The sequence below is a fragment of the Streptomyces viridochromogenes genome (genome assembly GCF_001270495.1).
Classification (GTDB): domain Bacteria; phylum Actinomycetota; class Actinomycetes; order Streptomycetales; family Streptomycetaceae; genus Streptomyces; species Streptomyces viridochromogenes_A.
The window spans coordinates 32,992-48,719 of sequence record NZ_LGUR01000048.1 but is presented as its reverse complement, the minus strand read 5'-3'; the positions used below and the strand labels follow the sequence as shown (position 1 = coordinate 48,719).

Annotated in this window: 13 protein-coding genes and 1 pseudogene; 10 read left to right on the top strand and 4 right to left on the bottom strand. The window is 69.1% G+C overall.

The window, feature by feature from the left end:
- The first annotated feature begins 569 nt into the window (after positions 1–569).
- From ADK36_RS07550 to ADK36_RS45945, 9 genes and pseudogenes are all read left to right on the top strand, one after another.
- Complete coding sequence (locus ADK36_RS07550; RefSeq protein ID WP_053196805.1) at positions 570–1,790, top strand: M20 family metallopeptidase; 1,221 nt, start codon at positions 570–572, stop codon at positions 1,788–1,790.
- A gap of 347 nt (positions 1,791–2,137) precedes the next feature.
- Positions 2,138–3,190, top strand: a complete 1,053-nt coding sequence (locus ADK36_RS07545; protein ID WP_048587084.1) for a BMP family lipoprotein — start codon at positions 2,138–2,140, stop codon at positions 3,188–3,190.
- Between the two features lie 387 nt (positions 3,191–3,577).
- Positions 3,578–4,627: a BMP family lipoprotein gene (locus tag ADK36_RS07540; RefSeq protein ID WP_048587083.1), complete on the top strand. Its 1,050-nt coding sequence runs from the start codon at positions 3,578–3,580 to the stop codon at positions 4,625–4,627.
- 229 nt (positions 4,628–4,856) lie between these two features.
- On the top strand, positions 4,857–6,491 hold the full coding sequence (locus ADK36_RS07535) for an ABC transporter ATP-binding protein (RefSeq protein WP_048587082.1): 1,635 nt from the start codon (positions 4,857–4,859) through the stop codon (positions 6,489–6,491).
- Positions 6,491–7,615 (top strand): ABC transporter permease, encoded by a 1,125-nt coding sequence (locus tag ADK36_RS07530; protein ID WP_048587081.1) that lies wholly within the window; start codon positions 6,491–6,493, stop codon positions 7,613–7,615. Before ADK36_RS07535 ends, ADK36_RS07530 begins: the two co-directional genes overlap by 1 nt.
- On the top strand, positions 7,612–8,886 hold the full coding sequence (locus ADK36_RS07525; RefSeq protein ID WP_048587080.1) for an ABC transporter permease: 1,275 nt from the start codon (positions 7,612–7,614) through the stop codon (positions 8,884–8,886). Before ADK36_RS07530 ends, ADK36_RS07525 begins: the two co-directional genes overlap by 4 nt.
- Entirely contained in the window at positions 8,883–9,290 is a 408-nt protein-coding gene (locus ADK36_RS07520; protein ID WP_078916774.1) for a cytidine deaminase, read from the top strand. The genes ADK36_RS07525 and ADK36_RS07520 overlap by 4 nt, the downstream gene beginning before the upstream one ends.
- 99 nt (positions 9,291–9,389) lie before the next feature.
- Entirely contained in the window at positions 9,390–10,667 is a 1,278-nt protein-coding gene (locus ADK36_RS07515; RefSeq protein ID WP_199830131.1) for a thymidine phosphorylase, read from the top strand.
- A 95-nt stretch (positions 10,668–10,762) separates the two neighbouring features.
- Positions 10,763–11,321 (top strand): annotated as a pseudogene (locus tag ADK36_RS45945) (Uma2 family endonuclease).
- Between the two features lie 3 nt (positions 11,322–11,324).
- Here the strand turns inward: ADK36_RS45945 and ADK36_RS07505 are convergent.
- The gene (locus ADK36_RS07505) at positions 11,325–12,245 is read right to left on the bottom strand and encodes an AEC family transporter (RefSeq protein WP_048587077.1); all 921 of its coding nucleotides are present in this window, start codon (positions 12,243–12,245) and stop codon (positions 11,325–11,327) included.
- Positions 12,246–12,416: 171 nt separating this feature from the next.
- On the opposite strand from ADK36_RS07505, the gene ADK36_RS45940 reads away from it, so the two are divergent.
- Entirely contained in the window at positions 12,417–12,803 is a 387-nt protein-coding gene (locus ADK36_RS45940) for an STAS domain-containing protein (RefSeq protein WP_159029333.1), read from the top strand.
- Here ADK36_RS45940 and ADK36_RS07500 read toward each other — a convergent pair.
- The 3 genes from ADK36_RS07500 to ADK36_RS07490 all read right to left on the bottom strand — a co-directional run bounded on the left by ADK36_RS07500 (position 12,687) and on the right by ADK36_RS07490 (position 15,581).
- Entirely contained in the window at positions 12,687–13,703 is a 1,017-nt protein-coding gene (locus ADK36_RS07500; RefSeq protein ID WP_048587076.1) for a sigma-70 family RNA polymerase sigma factor, read from the bottom strand. The genes ADK36_RS45940 and ADK36_RS07500 overlap by 117 nt on opposite strands.
- 202 nt (positions 13,704–13,905) lie before the next feature.
- The gene (locus tag ADK36_RS07495; RefSeq protein ID WP_048587075.1) at positions 13,906–14,280 is read right to left on the bottom strand and encodes a hypothetical protein; all 375 of its coding nucleotides are present in this window, start codon (positions 14,278–14,280) and stop codon (positions 13,906–13,908) included.
- A gap of 137 nt (positions 14,281–14,417) precedes the next feature.
- Positions 14,418–15,581 carry an adenosine deaminase gene (locus ADK36_RS07490; RefSeq protein WP_048587074.1) on the bottom strand — a complete coding sequence of 388 codons (1,164 nt, stop codon included), beginning with the start codon at positions 15,579–15,581 and terminating at the stop codon, positions 14,418–14,420.
- Between the last annotated feature and the right edge of the window lie 147 nt (positions 15,582–15,728).

Genomic DNA, 15,728 nt, shown 5'->3' with positions numbered 1-15,728 from the left:
AAGAATCCTTATGGTCACGGCGCTCGCCGGGGGCCTGCTGAGTGTGTTCAGCGGCCCGGCCCAGGCGGCTGTGAGCGACTGTTCGTCAAGGAAAAACACCACGGCGAACTGGGCTACCGCAAATTGCCAGGGCGGGTTCGGAACATATCGGGCGGCGGCGCAGTGTGACTCGCCGAATTATCCCTACTCGATCACGATCTATGGGTCGACGGTAACGAAAAGGTCGGGCGTTCCGGGCGGTAATTCAACCGTGTTCGGGGACAGCTACAACTGCCATATCGTGAGGGCCTGGACGGACGCACGCTAGCCTCGATCTCACCTCACGAGCACCGGCCGTGTGCGCTGCGTGACGGAGCCCTCGCCCCCCGGCGCCGCGATCCCACCAGATGAACAGAACCGCCGAGGGGGCGGGGAGCGTGGTATGCGTAGAGAAACGAAGTGTTTACCCATCTCAACCCGCACCCATGCGTCGGGCGGCCAGATTTTCTTCCCCTAACGGGCTGAACTTTTGTTGATCGAGGGTCAGTTGGCCACCCCGGCGTCCTACCCTGTAGAGGGTGAACCAACTGATGTCCCAAGAGTCCGAGGCCGATCACCCCGGGGAAGCCGCACTTCCCGGCATCCTGCCGGAGGCGCTCCGTGCCGAACTCGTCGCGTTCCGGCGTGACTTGCACATGCACCCGGAGCTCGGCAACCAGGAGTTCCGGACCACCGCCGCGATCAAGGGCCGCCTGGAGAAGGCCGGCCTCCAGCCCCGCGTGCTCGACTCCGGAACCGGGCTCATCTGTGACATCGGGGAGTGGGACGGCGAGCAGCCCGTGCTCGCCCTGCGCGGCGACATCGACGCCCTGCCCATCCCGGACACGAAGAGTGACTGCCCGTACCGCTCCACCGTGCCGGACCGGGCGCACGCCTGCGGACACGACGTCCACACGACCGTGGTGCTGGGCGCGGGACTGGTGCTCGCCGACCTGCACCGGCGCGGCCAGCTGCCCCGCCCCGTCCGGCTGCTCTTCCAGCCCGCCGAGGAAGTACTCCCCGGCGGCGCCCTCGACGCCATCAAGTGCGGGGCGCTCGAAGGAGTGGGCCGGATCCTCGCCGTGCACTGCGACCCCAAGGTGGACGCCGGGAAGATCGGCCTGCGGCAGGGCCCGATCACATCCGCCTGCGACCGGCTCGAAATCGCCCTCGACGGGCCCGGCGGGCACACCGCCCGCCCTCATCTGACGACCGACCTGGTCACCGCCGCCGCCCGGGTCGTCACCGACGTGCCCGCGATCGTCGCCCGGCGTGCCGACGCCCGCAGCGGCCTCTCCGTGACCTGGGGGCGGATCGAGTCCGGCCACGCGCCCAACGTCATCCCGCAGCACGCCGAGCTCTCCGGGACCGTGCGGTGCCTGAACCTCGACACCTGGCGGCAGGCGCCCGATCTCGTGGTCGCCGCCATCGACGAGATCGCCAACCTCCACCGCGCCAAGTCGGAGATCAACTACGTCCGCGGCGTCCCGCCCGTCGTCAACGCCCCGGACGCCACCGAACTGCTGCGCGGTGCCATGACCGCCCGCCGCGGCGCCGACTCCGTCGAGGACACCGAGCAGAGCCTCGGCGGCGAGGACTTCTCCTGGTACCTGGAGCACATCTCCGGCGCCATGGCCCGCCTCGGCGTCCGTCACCCGGGTGACAGGATCGGGCGGGATCTGCACCAGGGCGACTTCGACGTGGACGAGTCCGCCATCACGGTGGGCGTGGAACTCTTCACGGCGGCCGCGCTCCTCGACACCGCCGGTTAGCCCCCCGCCCCCCGCCCCTCCCGCCTCCCCGTCCTCCTCCCGCCTCCTTCCGTCCCCTCCGCTTGCGGCCCTCGCGAAGCGGAGGGAGTCTGACCCCATGGCGGGCGGTCCTGAGCGCCATCACGGTCAAGGCGTCCCTGGTGCGCGTGGTTACCGGAGTGCGCGGCGCGCGGCGGGTGCAGTCGCCCCATGCGCGCCTTTCGATCCGATGGTTCACAAGGACGTAACCGGCCATCGGCACGAATGGATAACGGCAAGACGAAACCCCGTTCCCAGGAGTGTCTACGCGCGTTAATGTGCGCCGAACTCAGCACCCACTGCGGGGCTTGGAGAATGGGGACTTCACGATGCGTCGGATATCCGGACTGACCCGTGTCGCGGTGGGGGTCGCGTCGATCGCGCTGGCCGCCACGGCGTGCGGTGGTACCAGCAGTGACAGCGGCGGCGACAGCGACGGCAGCGGCGACACCAAGGGTCTCGCCATCGCGTACGACATCGGCGGCAAGGGCGACCAGTCCTTCAACGACGCCGCGTACGCCGGTCTGCAGAAGGCTCAGAAGGAGTTCAACTACAAGACCGCCGACATCGAGCCCACCGAGGGCGAGACGGACGCCGACAAGGAGCAGCGCCTGGCCTCCCTGGCCAAGCAGGGCTACAACCCGGTGATCGGCATCGGCTACGCCTACGGCCCCGCCATTACGGCCGTGTCCGCGAAGTACCCGAAGACCACCTTCGGGATCGTCGACTCCACGGTGGAGGGTGACAACGTCGCCTCACTGATCTTCGCCGAGGAGCAGGCTTCCTACCTCGCCGGTGTCACCGCCGCCAAGGCCACCAAGACGAACACGGTCGGCTTCGTGGGTGGCGTGGACATCCCGCTGATCCACAAGTTCGAGGCCGGTTACAAGCAGGGTGTCCTGGACACCAACCCCAAGGTCAAGGTCCTGTCGCAGTACCTGACCCAGACTGCCGAGGAAGGCGGATTCGCCAGCCCCGACAAGGGCAAGGCCGCCGCCGAGGGCCAGATCGAGAAGAACGCCGACGTCGTTTACCAGGCGGCCGGTCTGTCGGGCCAGGGCGTCATCGAGGCCGCCGCCAAGGCCAAGGTCTGGGCGATCGGCGTCGACTCCGACCAGTACAAGCAGGCCGCGCTGGCCTCGTACAAGAGCTACATCCTCACCTCCGCCCTGAAGGACGTCGGCGGCGCGGTCTACGCGCTGGCCAAGTCCGTCGAGGACGGCAAGCCGCTGACCGGCACCCAGACCTTCGACCTGAAGGTCAACGGCGTCGGCCTGTCCGAGTCCAACCCGGAGTTCGCCAAGATCGCGGGTCTCACGGACGCGGTGGCGAAGGCCAAGGAAGGCATCATCGACGGCACCATCAAGGTCAAGACCGAGTAGTCGCGGTCGTACCTGGAAGTCGTACGCCTGGAAGCGGGCGGGCATCGGAGGATGCCCGCCCGCTTCGTCGTCGCAGGCCGTCGCAGGCCGTCGCAGGTCGTCGTCGCCGAACGACGCCACGTCACCCACCGCCACCCTCCCTTTGCTGTCGGCAAGCCCTTGGTCAAGGTCTGACGTGCTGTTGGCCACGGGCGCATAACAAGGTGGACAGAAGGGGTTTCCCGGCAGGTCTACGCGCGTTACTCTGCGGCGGAAGCCAGCGCCGTAGCTGTGAAGCTGTACGTGTGAAGCAGTACCTGTGAAGCAGTACCGTCCGGCGCTGGGCGACCCCGGGGAAGTGCAGGCACGCACCACGCCGCCCCGCCACGTACGACAGGAGCTCTACACATGCGCCGGATTTCCCGGATCACGGTCGCAGGCGCAGCGACCGCCTCTCTGGCCCTCGCGCTCTCCGCCTGCGGCGGCACCTCGACTTCGGCCTCGTCGTCGGACTCGAAGGGCGACAAGGGCCTCGCCATCGCGTACGACGTCGGCGGCAAGGGCGACCAGTCCTTCAACGACGCCGCGTACGCGGGGCTGGAGCAGGCGAAGAAGGAGTTCCAGTACGACACGCAGGACGTCGAGCCCACCGAGGGTGAGACGGACGCCGACAAGGAGCAGCGACTGGTGTCGCTGGCCAAGCAGGGCTACAACCCGGTCATCGGCGTCGGCTACGCGTACGCCGCCGCGGTGAAGGGGGCCGCGGAGAAGTTCCCCGACACCACCTTCGGCATCGTGGACGACTCCACGGTCGAGTCGAAGAACGTCGCCGACCTGGTCTTCTCCGAGGAGCAGGCCTCGTACCTGGCCGGCATCGCCGCCGCCAAGAGCACCAAGACGAACACGGTCGGCTTCGTGGGCGGCGTGGACATCCCGCTGATCCACAAGTTCCAGGCCGGCTTCGAGCAGGGCGTCAAGGACACCAACCCCAAGGTCAAGGTCCTCTCCCAGTACCTCACGCAGACCGCGGAGGAGGGTGGCTTCGCCAGCCCGGACAAGGGCAAGTCGGCCGCCGAGGGCCAGATCGAGAAGAAGGCCGACGTCGTCTACGCGGCCGCGGGTCTCTCCGGCCAGGGCGTCATCGAGGCCGCCGCCGCCAACAAGGTGTGGGCCATCGGCGTCGACTCCGACCAGTACAAGCAGGAAGCCCTTGCCAAGTACAAGGACTCCATCCTGACCTCGGCGATGAAGGACGTCGCCAAGGCGGTGTACAACCTGGCGAAGTCGGTCGAGAACGGCAAGCCCGAGACCGGTATCGTTCGTGGCGATCTGAAGACGGGTGAGGTGAGCCTGTCGAACTCCAACCCGAAGTTCGCGGACAACACCGAACTCCAGGACGCCCTCAAGACGGCCAAGGAGAAGATCATCAGCGGCGAGATCAAGGTCAAGTCCAGCTGAGTACGGCTGGGAGGTGTCTCATGGATCAGGCCCGCGACGCCGGCAGGATCCATGAGACCCGTCCCAACACCCTGAGCAGCGGTAACCCCGGGGTTACGTCCGCTCAACGGGGTACGGGGAGGCTTTCCAAGGGCTGTCCCCGTACCCCGTTGGTCGCGGTGCGTCGGCCCCTGTCAGGCCATAGGGGCGCTACGCGCGTAGACGACCCCCGTCCCCAGGAGAGTGCGCCATCAACGCGTCCAGCAGCCCTCCGGCCGGCGCGGCGGTCAACGGTCAGGCGACCGCCGTCGAACTCGCCGGGATCACCAAGCGATTCCCCGGTGTCGTCGCCAACCACGACATCCACCTCACCGTCCGCAAGGGCACCGTCCACGCCCTCGTCGGCGAGAACGGCGCCGGCAAGTCGACGCTGATGAAGATCCTCTACGGCATGCAGAAGCCGGACGAGGGCACCATCGCGATCGACGGCGAGAAGGTCACCTTCTCGTCCCCGGCCGACGCCATCGTCCGCGGCATCGGCATGGTCCACCAGCACTTCATGCTCGCCGACAACCTCACGGTGCTCGAGAACGTCGTCCTCGGCAGCGAGAAGCTGTACGGCATCGGCGCCAAGGCCCGCCGGAAGATCAAGGAGATCTCCGAGCGCTACGGCCTCGGTGTGGAGCCCGACCGCCTCGTCGAGGAGCTCGGTGTCGCCGCCCGCCAGCGCGTGGAGATCCTCAAGGTCCTCTACCGCGGCGCCACCACGCTGATCCTCGACGAGCCCACGGCCGTCCTGGTGCCGCAGGAGGTCGACGCGCTCTTCGACAACCTGCGCGAGCTGAAGGCCGAGGGCCTGTCGGTCATCTTCATCTCCCACAAGCTGGGCGAGGTGCTCTCCGTCGCCGACGAGATCACCGTCATCCGCCGCGGCACCACGGTCGGTACGGCCGTCCCCGCCGAGACGACCCCGCGCCAGCTCGCCGAGATGATGGTGGGCAGCGAACTGCCGACGCCGGAGACCGCCGAGTCCACGGTCACCGACCGCCCCGTCATCACGGTGGACAAGCTGCGCCTGGAGGCGGCCGGCGGCAAGGCCCTGCTCGACGACATCACCTTCACCATCCACGCGGGCGAGGTCCTGGGCATCGCCGGCGTCGAGGGCAACGGCCAGACCGAGCTGGTCGACGCGCTCATCGGCCTCAAGGGCGCCGACTCCGGCACGATCTCGCTGATCGACGAGGAGATCACCGGCTGGACCACCCGCAAGCGCCGCGAGCAGGGCATCGGCTACATCCCCGAGGACCGCCACCGGCACGGTCTGCTCCTGGAGGCCCCCCTCTGGGAGAACCGCATCCTCGGCCATGTCACCGAGAAGCCCCTCGCCAAGGGCGTCTGGCTGGACCCGAAGGCCGCGCAGGAGGACACCCGCCGCATCGTCGAGGCGTACGACGTCCGCACGCCCGGCATCGACGTCACCGCCGCCTCCCTGTCCGGCGGTAACCAGCAGAAGCTGATCGTCGGCCGCGAGATGAGCCACAAGCCGCGCTTCCTGATCGCCGCGCACCCCACCCGTGGTGTCGACGTCGGCGCGCAGGCCGCGATCTGGGACCACATCCGCGAGGCCCGCCGCGAGGGCCTGGCCGTGCTGCTGATCTCCGCCGACCTGGACGAGCTGATCGGCCTGTCCGACACCCTCCGGGTGATCTACAACGGCAAGCTGGTCGCGGACGCCGATCCCGCCACCATCACGCCGGAGGAGCTGGGCTCGGCCATGACCGGTGCCGCGACCGGCCACCTGGAACACGACGAGAACGCCGAGCCCGGCGCAGACACCCCCGAGATCCGCAAGTCTCCCGAGGCTCCGGAAGACGAGGCCCGCTGATGAAGAAGTTCGACAGGGAGCGTGTGCTCCTCGCGGTGGCCGGACCGGTCATCGCGCTCGCCGTGGCCTTCGTGCTCAGCGCGATCGTGCTGCTCGCCTCGGGTAAGAGCCCGGTCGAGCCGTACACCCTGATGTTCGAGCAGATCGGCTTCTCGGACATCCAGGTGCTGGTCATCAACCAGGCCTCGATGTACTACATCGCGGCCCTCGCGGTGGCCATCGGCTTCCGGATGAACCTGTTCAACATCGGCGTCGACGGCCAGTACCAGCTCGCCGCCATGATGGCCGCCATCGTCGGCGCCCACGTGGACCTGCCGGCCGCGATCCAGATCCCGCTGCTGCTCCTCACCGCGGTCTGCACCGGCGCCTTCTGGTCCGGCATCGCCGGTGTCCTCAAGGTCACCCGCGGGGTCAGCGAGGTCGTCGCGACGATCATGCTCAACGCGATCGCGACCTCCGTCATCGCCTACCTGTGGCTGCCGGACGTCTTCGGCGTCAAGGTCGGCAACAACAACACCACCGGTGAGATGCACGAGTCCGGCTGGGTGCCCGGCATCAACATGGGCGACGCCGGCGAGATCTACGGCCTGGTCTTCCTCGCCGTGCTGCTCGGCATCGCCTACTGGGTCGTCCTCAACCGCACCCGGTTCGGCTTCGACCTGCGCGCCTCCGGTGCCTCGGAGTCGGCTGCCGCGGCCAGCGGCGTGGACCCCAAGCGCATGGTGCTCACCGCCATGCTGCTCTCCGGCGGTATCGCGGGTCTGGCGGGTCTGCCGATCCTGCTCGGCGACACCCACACGTACAGCCTGAACTTCCCCACCGGCATCGGCTTCCTCGGCATCGGCATCGCCCTGCTCGGCCGCAACAGCCCCGTCGGCATCGCGTTCGCCGCCCTGCTGTGGGCCTGGCTCGACAAGGCGTCGCCCGAGCTGGACTTCCACGGCTACGACAAGGAGATCGCGGTCATCATGCAGGGCCTGATCGTGCTCTCGGTCGTCGTCTCCTACGAGGCCGTACGCGAATGGGGCCTGCGCCGCCAGCAGCGCCGGGTCGGCGCGGAACTGGCCGCCGGTCACGTGCTCGGCGCCGACAACAACACCACGAAGGAGGTGGCTGGCCGATGACTGCCCCGACCTCAGCGGTTGATGTCAACCAGCCCACGCTGCAGCCCGCGGCCCCGACCGGCCGCCGACTGTCGTGGCCCGTGCTGCTGCTGGTCATCGCCGGAGCCCTGGCGCTGACCTCGATCGTCCGCATCATCACCGGCGCCGACGGCATCACCAACGTCAGCCAGATGTCCACCGCCCTCCAGCTCGCCGTGCCGATCGGCCTCGCGGGTCTCGGCGGTCTGTGGGCCGAGCGGGCGGGCGTCGTCAACATCGGCCTAGAGGGCATGATGATCCTCGGCACCTGGTTCGGCGCCTGGGCCGGCTTCCAGTGGGGCCCGTGGACCGGTGTCGTCGTCGGCATCATCGGCGGCTGCATCGGCGGCATCCTGCACGCCATCGCCACCGTCACCTTCCGGGTCAACCACATCGTCTCCGGTGTGGCGATCAACATCCTCGCCCTCGGCATCACCCGCTACCTCGCGCCCCTCGCCTTCGAGGGCCACGCGGGCGGCTCCGCCAAGCAGTCCCCGGCGATCGACTCCCTCGGCCACTTCACCGTGCCGGGCCTGTCCGACGGGCTGCGGGACCTGAACAACCAGGGCTGGTTCTTCGTCTCCGACATCGCCGGTCTGCTCGGCGGCCTGGTCACCAACGTCTCCTGGCTGACCCTGATCGCCGTGGCGCTGATCCCGGCGACCTGGTGGATCCTGTGGCGTACGGCCTTCGGTCTGCGCCTGCGCTCCTGCGGTGAGAACCCGGTCGCGGCCGAGTCCCTCGGCGTGAACGTCTACAAGTACAAGTACATCGCCGTGATCATCTCCGGCGGCCTGGCCGGACTCGGTGGTGTCTTCCTGTCCATCGTCGCCAACCCCTTCTACCTGGAGGGCCAGGTCAGCGGCCGCGGGTACATCGGACTCGCCGCGATGATCTTCGGCAACTGGATGCCGGGCGGCCTCGCCCTCGGCGCCGGCCTGTTCGGCTACACCGACAGCCTCAACCTGCGTGGCGGCTCCACGAACGTCCACGCCCTGCTGCTGCTCGGCGCGCTCCTGCTGATCATCGGCGCCATCTGGCTGGTGATCCGCAAGAAGTACGCCCCGTCGATGATCACCGCGGTGGTCGGCGCCCTGGTGTACACCTGGTACGCCACCACCAACGAGGTGCCCAACCAGGTCGTCTCCGCCACGCCGTACGTCGTCACGCTCGTCGTCCTCACGCTGTCCGCGCAACGCCTGCGGATGCCGAAGGCGGACGGCCTGCCGTACCGGAAGGGGCAGGGCAAGTGACGTCGGCCGCCTCCCACGACGTCGACTGGGACAAGCTGCGCGCGGCGGCCCGGGACGCCATGTCCCGCGCGTACGCCCCGTACTCCGGCTACCCGGTCGGCGTCGCGGCCCTCGTCGACGACGGCCGTACGATCACCGGCTGCAACGTCGAGAACGCGTCGTACGGCATCGGCCTGTGCGCCGAGTGCGGACTGGTCTCCGAGCTCCAGAACACGGGGGGCGGCCGGCTGACGCACTTCACCTGCGTCGACGGCAAGGGCGACATCCTCGTCCCGTGCGGCCGCTGCCGCCAGCTGCTGCACGAGTTCGGCGGCCCGGACCTGCTCCTGGAAACCCCGGCGGGCATCCTGCCGCTCTCGGAGATGCTGCCCCAGGCCTTCGGGCCGGGCCACCTCCGCAGTTAAGTCGTAACTCCCGTGCGGCCCCTCCGAGTTGCTCCACGCGACCGGCTCGGAGGGGCCGTACGGCTTCTGGAATCCTCGGAAGGAAGCCAAGCCATGGCCATGGACGCCATCTCCGTCATCCGCACCAAGCGGGACCGCGGTGAGCTCAGCGACGAACAGATCGACTGGGTCATCGACGCGTACACCCGCGGGGAGGTCGCCGACGAGCAGATGTCCGCGCTCGCCATGGCGATCCTGCTCAACGGCATGAACCGCCGGGAGATCGCCCGCTGGACGGCCGCGATGATCGCCTCCGGCGAGCGCATGGACTTCTCGTCCCTGTCCCGCCCGACGGCCGACAAGCACTCCACGGGCGGTGTCGGCGACAAGATCACCCTGCCGCTGGCCCCCCTCGTGGCGGCCTGCGGTGCCGCCGTCCCCCAGCTGTCGGGCCGGGGCCTCGGCCACACCGGCGGCACCCTGGACAAGCTGGAGTCGATCCCGGGCTGGCGCGCCCTCCTCTCCAACGAGGAGATGCTGAACGTCCTGGACACCACCGGCGCGGTGATCTGCGCGGCGGGCGACGGCCTGGCCCCGGCGGACAAGAAGCTGTACGCGCTCCGGGACGTCACCGGCACGGTCGAGGCGATCCCGCTGATCGCCTCGTCGATCATGTCGAAGAAGATCGCGGAGGGCACGGGCTCGCTCGTCCTGGACGTGAAGGTCGGCACGGGCGCCTTCATGAAGACCATCGAGGACGCGCGTGAGCTGGCGTCCACGATGGTGGGCCTGGGCACGGACCACGGCGTGAAGACGGTCGCGCTCCTCACGGACATGTCGACCCCGCTCGGCCTCACGGCGGGCAACGCGCTGGAGGTCCGCGAGTCGGTGGAGGTCCTGGCGGGCGGCGGTCCGTCGGATGTGGTCGAGCTGACGATCGCCCTGGCCAGGGAGATGCTGGACGCGGCGGGCGTCAAGGACGCCGACCCGGCGAAGGCCCTGGCCGACGGCTCGGCCATGGACGTCTGGCGGCGCATGATCGCGGCCCAGGGCGGCGACCCGGACGCGGTACTGCCGGTCGCCCGCGAGCAGCACGTGATCAAGGCCCCGTCCTCCGGCGTCCTGACCCGCCTCGACGCCTACGACATCGGCGTCGCCGCCTGGCGCCTCGGTGCCGGCCGTGCCCGCAAGGAGGACCCGGTACAGGCCGGCGCGGGCATCGAACTGCACGCCAAGCCGGGCGACACGGTGACCGAGGGCCAGCCCCTGCTGACCCTGCACACGGACACCCCGGAGCGCTTCGAGTACGCGCTCCAGTCGGTGGAGGGCTCGTACGACATCGCGGCGGCGGGGACAGACTTCACGGCGTCGCCGGTGGTGCTGGAGCGGATTGCCTGACCTGGGGTTTCCCCATTCGGGTGAACGGGATCGGTAGACCCCTGCCGGTCCCGTTCGGCATGCTGGGATCGGTGACGCACCGATAGGAGACCGCCATGAGCGCACTCACCGTGAGCCAGGACCCCGACCAGAACTGGGACGACCTCGTCCGGTACTGGGAGGAGATGGAATGGCCCGAGGGCAGCAAGGTGGAGATCATTGAGGGGATCATCACCACAACGTGATCGCGGCCCGCATCCAGCGTCGCCTCTACTCCGTGATCCCCGAGGAATGGGAGATCTTCCAGACACTGGCGATCGCCGTGCCGTCACGGCTGGGCATGCTCATCCCGGATCTGCTCGTGGCTCCTGTCCAGGAGTGCGCGGAGGCGGACTCCCACATCCCGGCGGCCCTGGCCGAACTCGTCGTCGAGGTGACCTCCAAGTCCAACGCCCACCACGACCGCGTCAGCAAGCCCGCCGCCTGTGCCACCGCCGGGATCCCGCTCTATCTGTTGATCGACCGCTGGGCCCCGGAGGGCCCACCGCCACGCTCTTCGGCGAGCCGAAGGGCGACGTCTACCGTGTGCTGAGCGCCGTGAAGTTCGGTGACCCCATCAAGCTGCCGGAGCCGTTCGACGTGACGATCGACACCAGCGAGCTCCCCGTCGATTGACCGTCAGCCCAGCAACGCCGCCACCACCACCAGCACCGGCACCGAAATCACCGTCGACAGCAGAATCGAGTCCCGGGCCAACCGCTCGCCCACCCGGTAGCTCGACGCGTACGTGTACAGGTTCTGCGCGGCAGGCAGCGCCGACGTCACCACCACGTCCAGCAGCGGAGCGCCCCGCAGGCCGAACACCCCCGCCGCCAGCGCCCAGGCCACCGCCGGCTGGCCCACCGACTTGAGGGCGACCGAGAGGAACACCGGCTGACGGTCGGGCCCCCGGCCGGGCATCGTGCTGCCGCACAGGGAGATGCCGAAGGCCAGCAGGACCGCCGGGACCGACATGCCGCCGATCAGGGTCAGCGGGTCCAGGACGGGGGCCGGGACCTTCAGCCCCGCTGCCGACACCGCCACGCCCGCCAGTGAGCCGACCGCGATCGGGTTGCGCAACGGGGTCAGCAGGCGACGCCACAAGGGGCCCTTCTCGCCCCCGCCGGACAGGTCGAGGATCGTCAGGGCGATGGGCGTGACGCCGACCAGCTGGAAGAGCAGGACGGGCGCGACCAGTGAGGCGTCGCCCAGGACGTACACCGCGATCGGGATGCCGAGGTTGCCGGAGTTGACGTAGCTGGAGCAGAGCGCGCCGATCGTGGTTCGGCCCACGCCCCAGCGCCGTACGACACCGACCGCGACGAAGACGCCGGCCGCCGCGGCCGTGCTCAGGGCCGTGACCAGAAGGCGGCTGGAGAAGATCACCGAGAGGTCGGTCTGCGCGAGCGTGGTGAACAGCAGGGCCGGGGACGCCACATGGAAGGCCAGCTTGGTGAGGACCTCACGACCGTGGGCGCCGAGGTAGCCGCGCCGGCCGATCACGTACCCCACCCCGATGACGACCGCGATCACCGCGAAGCCGGTCAGCACCCCCTGCACGGCGCCTCCACGGCGGGGAGGAGGCCGCTGGGTATTTGGGGAGGTGCTGATACGTGGGGCATACAGCAAACCCTCTGGGGAAGGAGGGGAGCGGGTCAACGTGATCTCGGTCGGCGGACACCCCGTGCAAGGGCGATGAGCAGCGGAAACCGTCGACCGGCGCCCGGCCCGATGAGTTACGCCCGCCTGCCCGGTCTACCGATCGTGGATGCCATGACACCCGCTGTACTCGTGCTGGCCGGCCCCGTCACCCGGGAAGAGGTGGCCGGGCTGTGCGACGACGTGCGGGCACGGCTGGAGGCGACCGGGGCGAGAGTCGTGGTGTGCGATGTGGGAGGGCTCGGGCCGCCGGGACTGGGCGTCGTGGACCTGCTGGCGCGCCTCCAGCTCGCCGCCCGGCGGGCCGGGGGCCGGATACGGCTGCGCGACCCGGATCCCGCGCTACACGCTCTCCTCGACCTGGTCGGCCTCCGCTTCGAGGTGGAGGGGGAGGTCGAACAGCGGGAACCAGCGCTTGGTGTCGAGGAAGCAGTGGAACCCGGTGATCCGGCCGTCTGAGATCTCCAGCACCTGCACCGCCCACGGGCTGAAGCCGCCCGCCTCCGGGTCCGGCTTGTACTGGGCGAAGCCCGGCAGCCCGTTGACCTGGACCGGCACCAGACGTGAGCCCGCACAGGGGGCGCCGAGGGTCGTCATGAAGCCCGTGATGTCCTGGACGCCGGTCAGCCACAGGTCGAACGGCGGCATGGTCATGACGGCGTCCTCGTGCAGCAGTGCCGTCAGCGCCGTCATGTCATAGCCCTCGAAGGCCGCGACATACCGCTCCAAGAGCTTCTGCTGCTCCTCGTCCAGCGGATCGGAAGCGGCGGCGTCACTGCCCGGCTGCTGCTGCTCGGCGAGCGTCGCACGCGCCCGCTGCAACGCGCTGTTGACCGAAGCGACCGTGGTGCCGAGCAGCTCGGCGACCTCGCTGGCCTTCCAGGCCAGCACCTCGCGCAGGATCAGCACCGCCCGCTGCTTGGGCGGCAGCTGCTGGAGGGCCGCCATGAAGGCGAGCCGCACCGACTCCTTGGCGACCGCCGCCTCCGCCGGGTCGTCGGTCGTGGGCAGCACCCGGCTGTCCGGCATCGGCTCCAGCCAGGTGTTGTCCGGCCGGGGGGAGAGCGCCGCCCGCGCCAGCGGCGTCGATTCCGTGAGGTCCATGGGCCTGGCCCGTTTGTTGCCCGCGGTCAGCATGTCCAGGCACACGTTCGTCGCGATGCGATAGAGCCACGACCGGAGACTGGAGCGCCCCTCGAACTTGTCGTAACTCCGCCAGGCGCGCACCATCGTGTCCTGCACCGCGTCCTCGGCCTCGAATGAGGAGCCGAGCATGCGGTAGCAGTACCCGGTCAGTTCGACGCGGTGTTTCTCCAGCCTGACGTCGAGGTCCGTCGTAGTCGCCGTGCCGTCGCTCATCGTCCACCCACCCCTGTGGCCGTATCTCCCGTCGTGCGCCTCATCGCGCCCAACACCCCGGAAGCTACCGCAGCCCACTGACAATGGCCCCCGGAGCGGACAAAGCAGCAGGTCAGAAATGGTCGCCACGGGACGGACACGCCGCTGGGGCGCACCCGTGTCCCAAGGGTGCGCCCCAGCGGCGTGGTGCGGGAGAGGTGGATCAGACCGGAAGCCCGTTCACCGGCAGGCCCTGGGTGGGCAGGCCCTGCATCGGCAGACCGCCGAGCAGCCCCTCCGCCACGGCGAGCGGGCCCCCGGCCAGCGCCTGCTCCGCAGCCGGCTGCGCGGCGGCGACGCCGGTCGTGAGTGCCTCCTGCCCCTGGGCCAGGCCCGCACCGCCCTGGGCCAGCCCCGCACCGGCGGCGGGACCCGCCTGCGAGAGGTGCTCGGCCGGGAGGGCGCTGGTCACGGTGCCCAGCGCCGCGCCCGCGGCGTCCGGGGCGACCGGAGCGGCGTTCGCGGCACCCGCGCCCGCGGCGGCGAAGGCGGCACCGAGAGCGGCGACACCGAGGGTCTTGGCAGCAGACTGCTTCATGAAAGTAAGTCCTCGAAAATTCGTTACGGGGTTGAGCGGTTCTCGACCGTAAACACGCCCCGCATGCCACCGCAAACATCGAAATGCGGACGGATTGTGAATGGCGTCCGCATTCCGTGTGCGCGGGGGATCCCCGATCAGCCCTCCTCGGCCTCAGAACCGCTGGTAGAGGTGGTCTGCCGAAACAGCCATTCGGACTTGAGTTCGGCATATCCGGGCTTGATCACGTCATTGATCATCGCGAGTCGTTCATCGAAAGGAATGAACGATGATTTCATCGCATTGACGGAGAACCACTGCATGTCGTCGAGCGTGTAGTCGAATGCGTCGACAAGGTGCTCGAATTCCCGGCTCATACTGGTGTGGGACATGAGGCGGTTGTCGGTGTTCACGGTGGCCCGGAAATGCAGGCGGCGCAGCAGGCCGATGGGGTGCGCGGCGTACGAGTCGGCGGCGCCCGTCTGGAGGTTGGAACTGGGGCACAGCTCCAGTGGGATGCGCTTGTCCCGTACGTACGACGCGAGCCGGCCCAGCTTCACCGAGCCGTCGGCGTGCACCTGGATGTCGTCGATGATGCGCACCCCGTGCCCGAGCCGGTCGGCGCCGCACCACTGGAGGGCCTGCCAGATGGACGGCAGGCCGAACGCCTCGCCCGCGTGGATGGTGAAGTGGTTGTTCTCCCGCTTGAGGTACTCGAAGGCGTCGAGATGCCGGGTCGGCGGGTGGCCGGCCTCGGCGCCCGCGATGTCGAAGCCGACGACGCCCAGATCGCGGTAGCGGTTGGCGAGTTCGGCGATCTCCAGCGCGCGGGCGGCGTGCCGCATCGCGGTGAGCAGGGCGCCCACGCGGATGCGGTGGCCGTTCTCCCGCGCGATCGCCTCGCCCTCCCGGAAGCCCTCGTTGACGGCCTCGACGACCTCTTCGAGGCTGAGCCCGCCTTCGAGGTGCTGTTCCGGCGCGTAGCGCACCTCGGCGTAGACGACACCGTCCTCCGCGAGGTCCTCGGCGCACTCGCGTGCGACCCGGACCAGGGCGTCGCGGGTCTGCATCACGCCGACGGTGTGGGAGAAGGTCTCCAGGTACCGCTCCAGAGACCCGGAGTCGGCGGCCTCGTGGAACCAGACGCCGAGCTTGTCGGGGTCGGTCTCGGGGAGTTGGGAATAGCCCGCCTCGCGGGCGAGCTCGACGATCGTGCCGGGGCGGAGCCCGCCGTCGAGGTGGTCGTGCAGCAGAACCTTCGGCGCCCGGCGGATCTGGTCCGAGCTCGGGATGTTCGCCTTCTGAGCAGTCTGGCTCGTCATTTCCGCACTCTAACGCCTACGCGCGTAGAGGGCTCGTTTCATCGCGACTCGTTCATCGCGGCTGGTTCGTCCCTGGTCCGTCGCTCGTCTCGATTTGTGCTTTACACATCCGTCGATACGTAACGGTGACCCCACGGACGGGTCGCG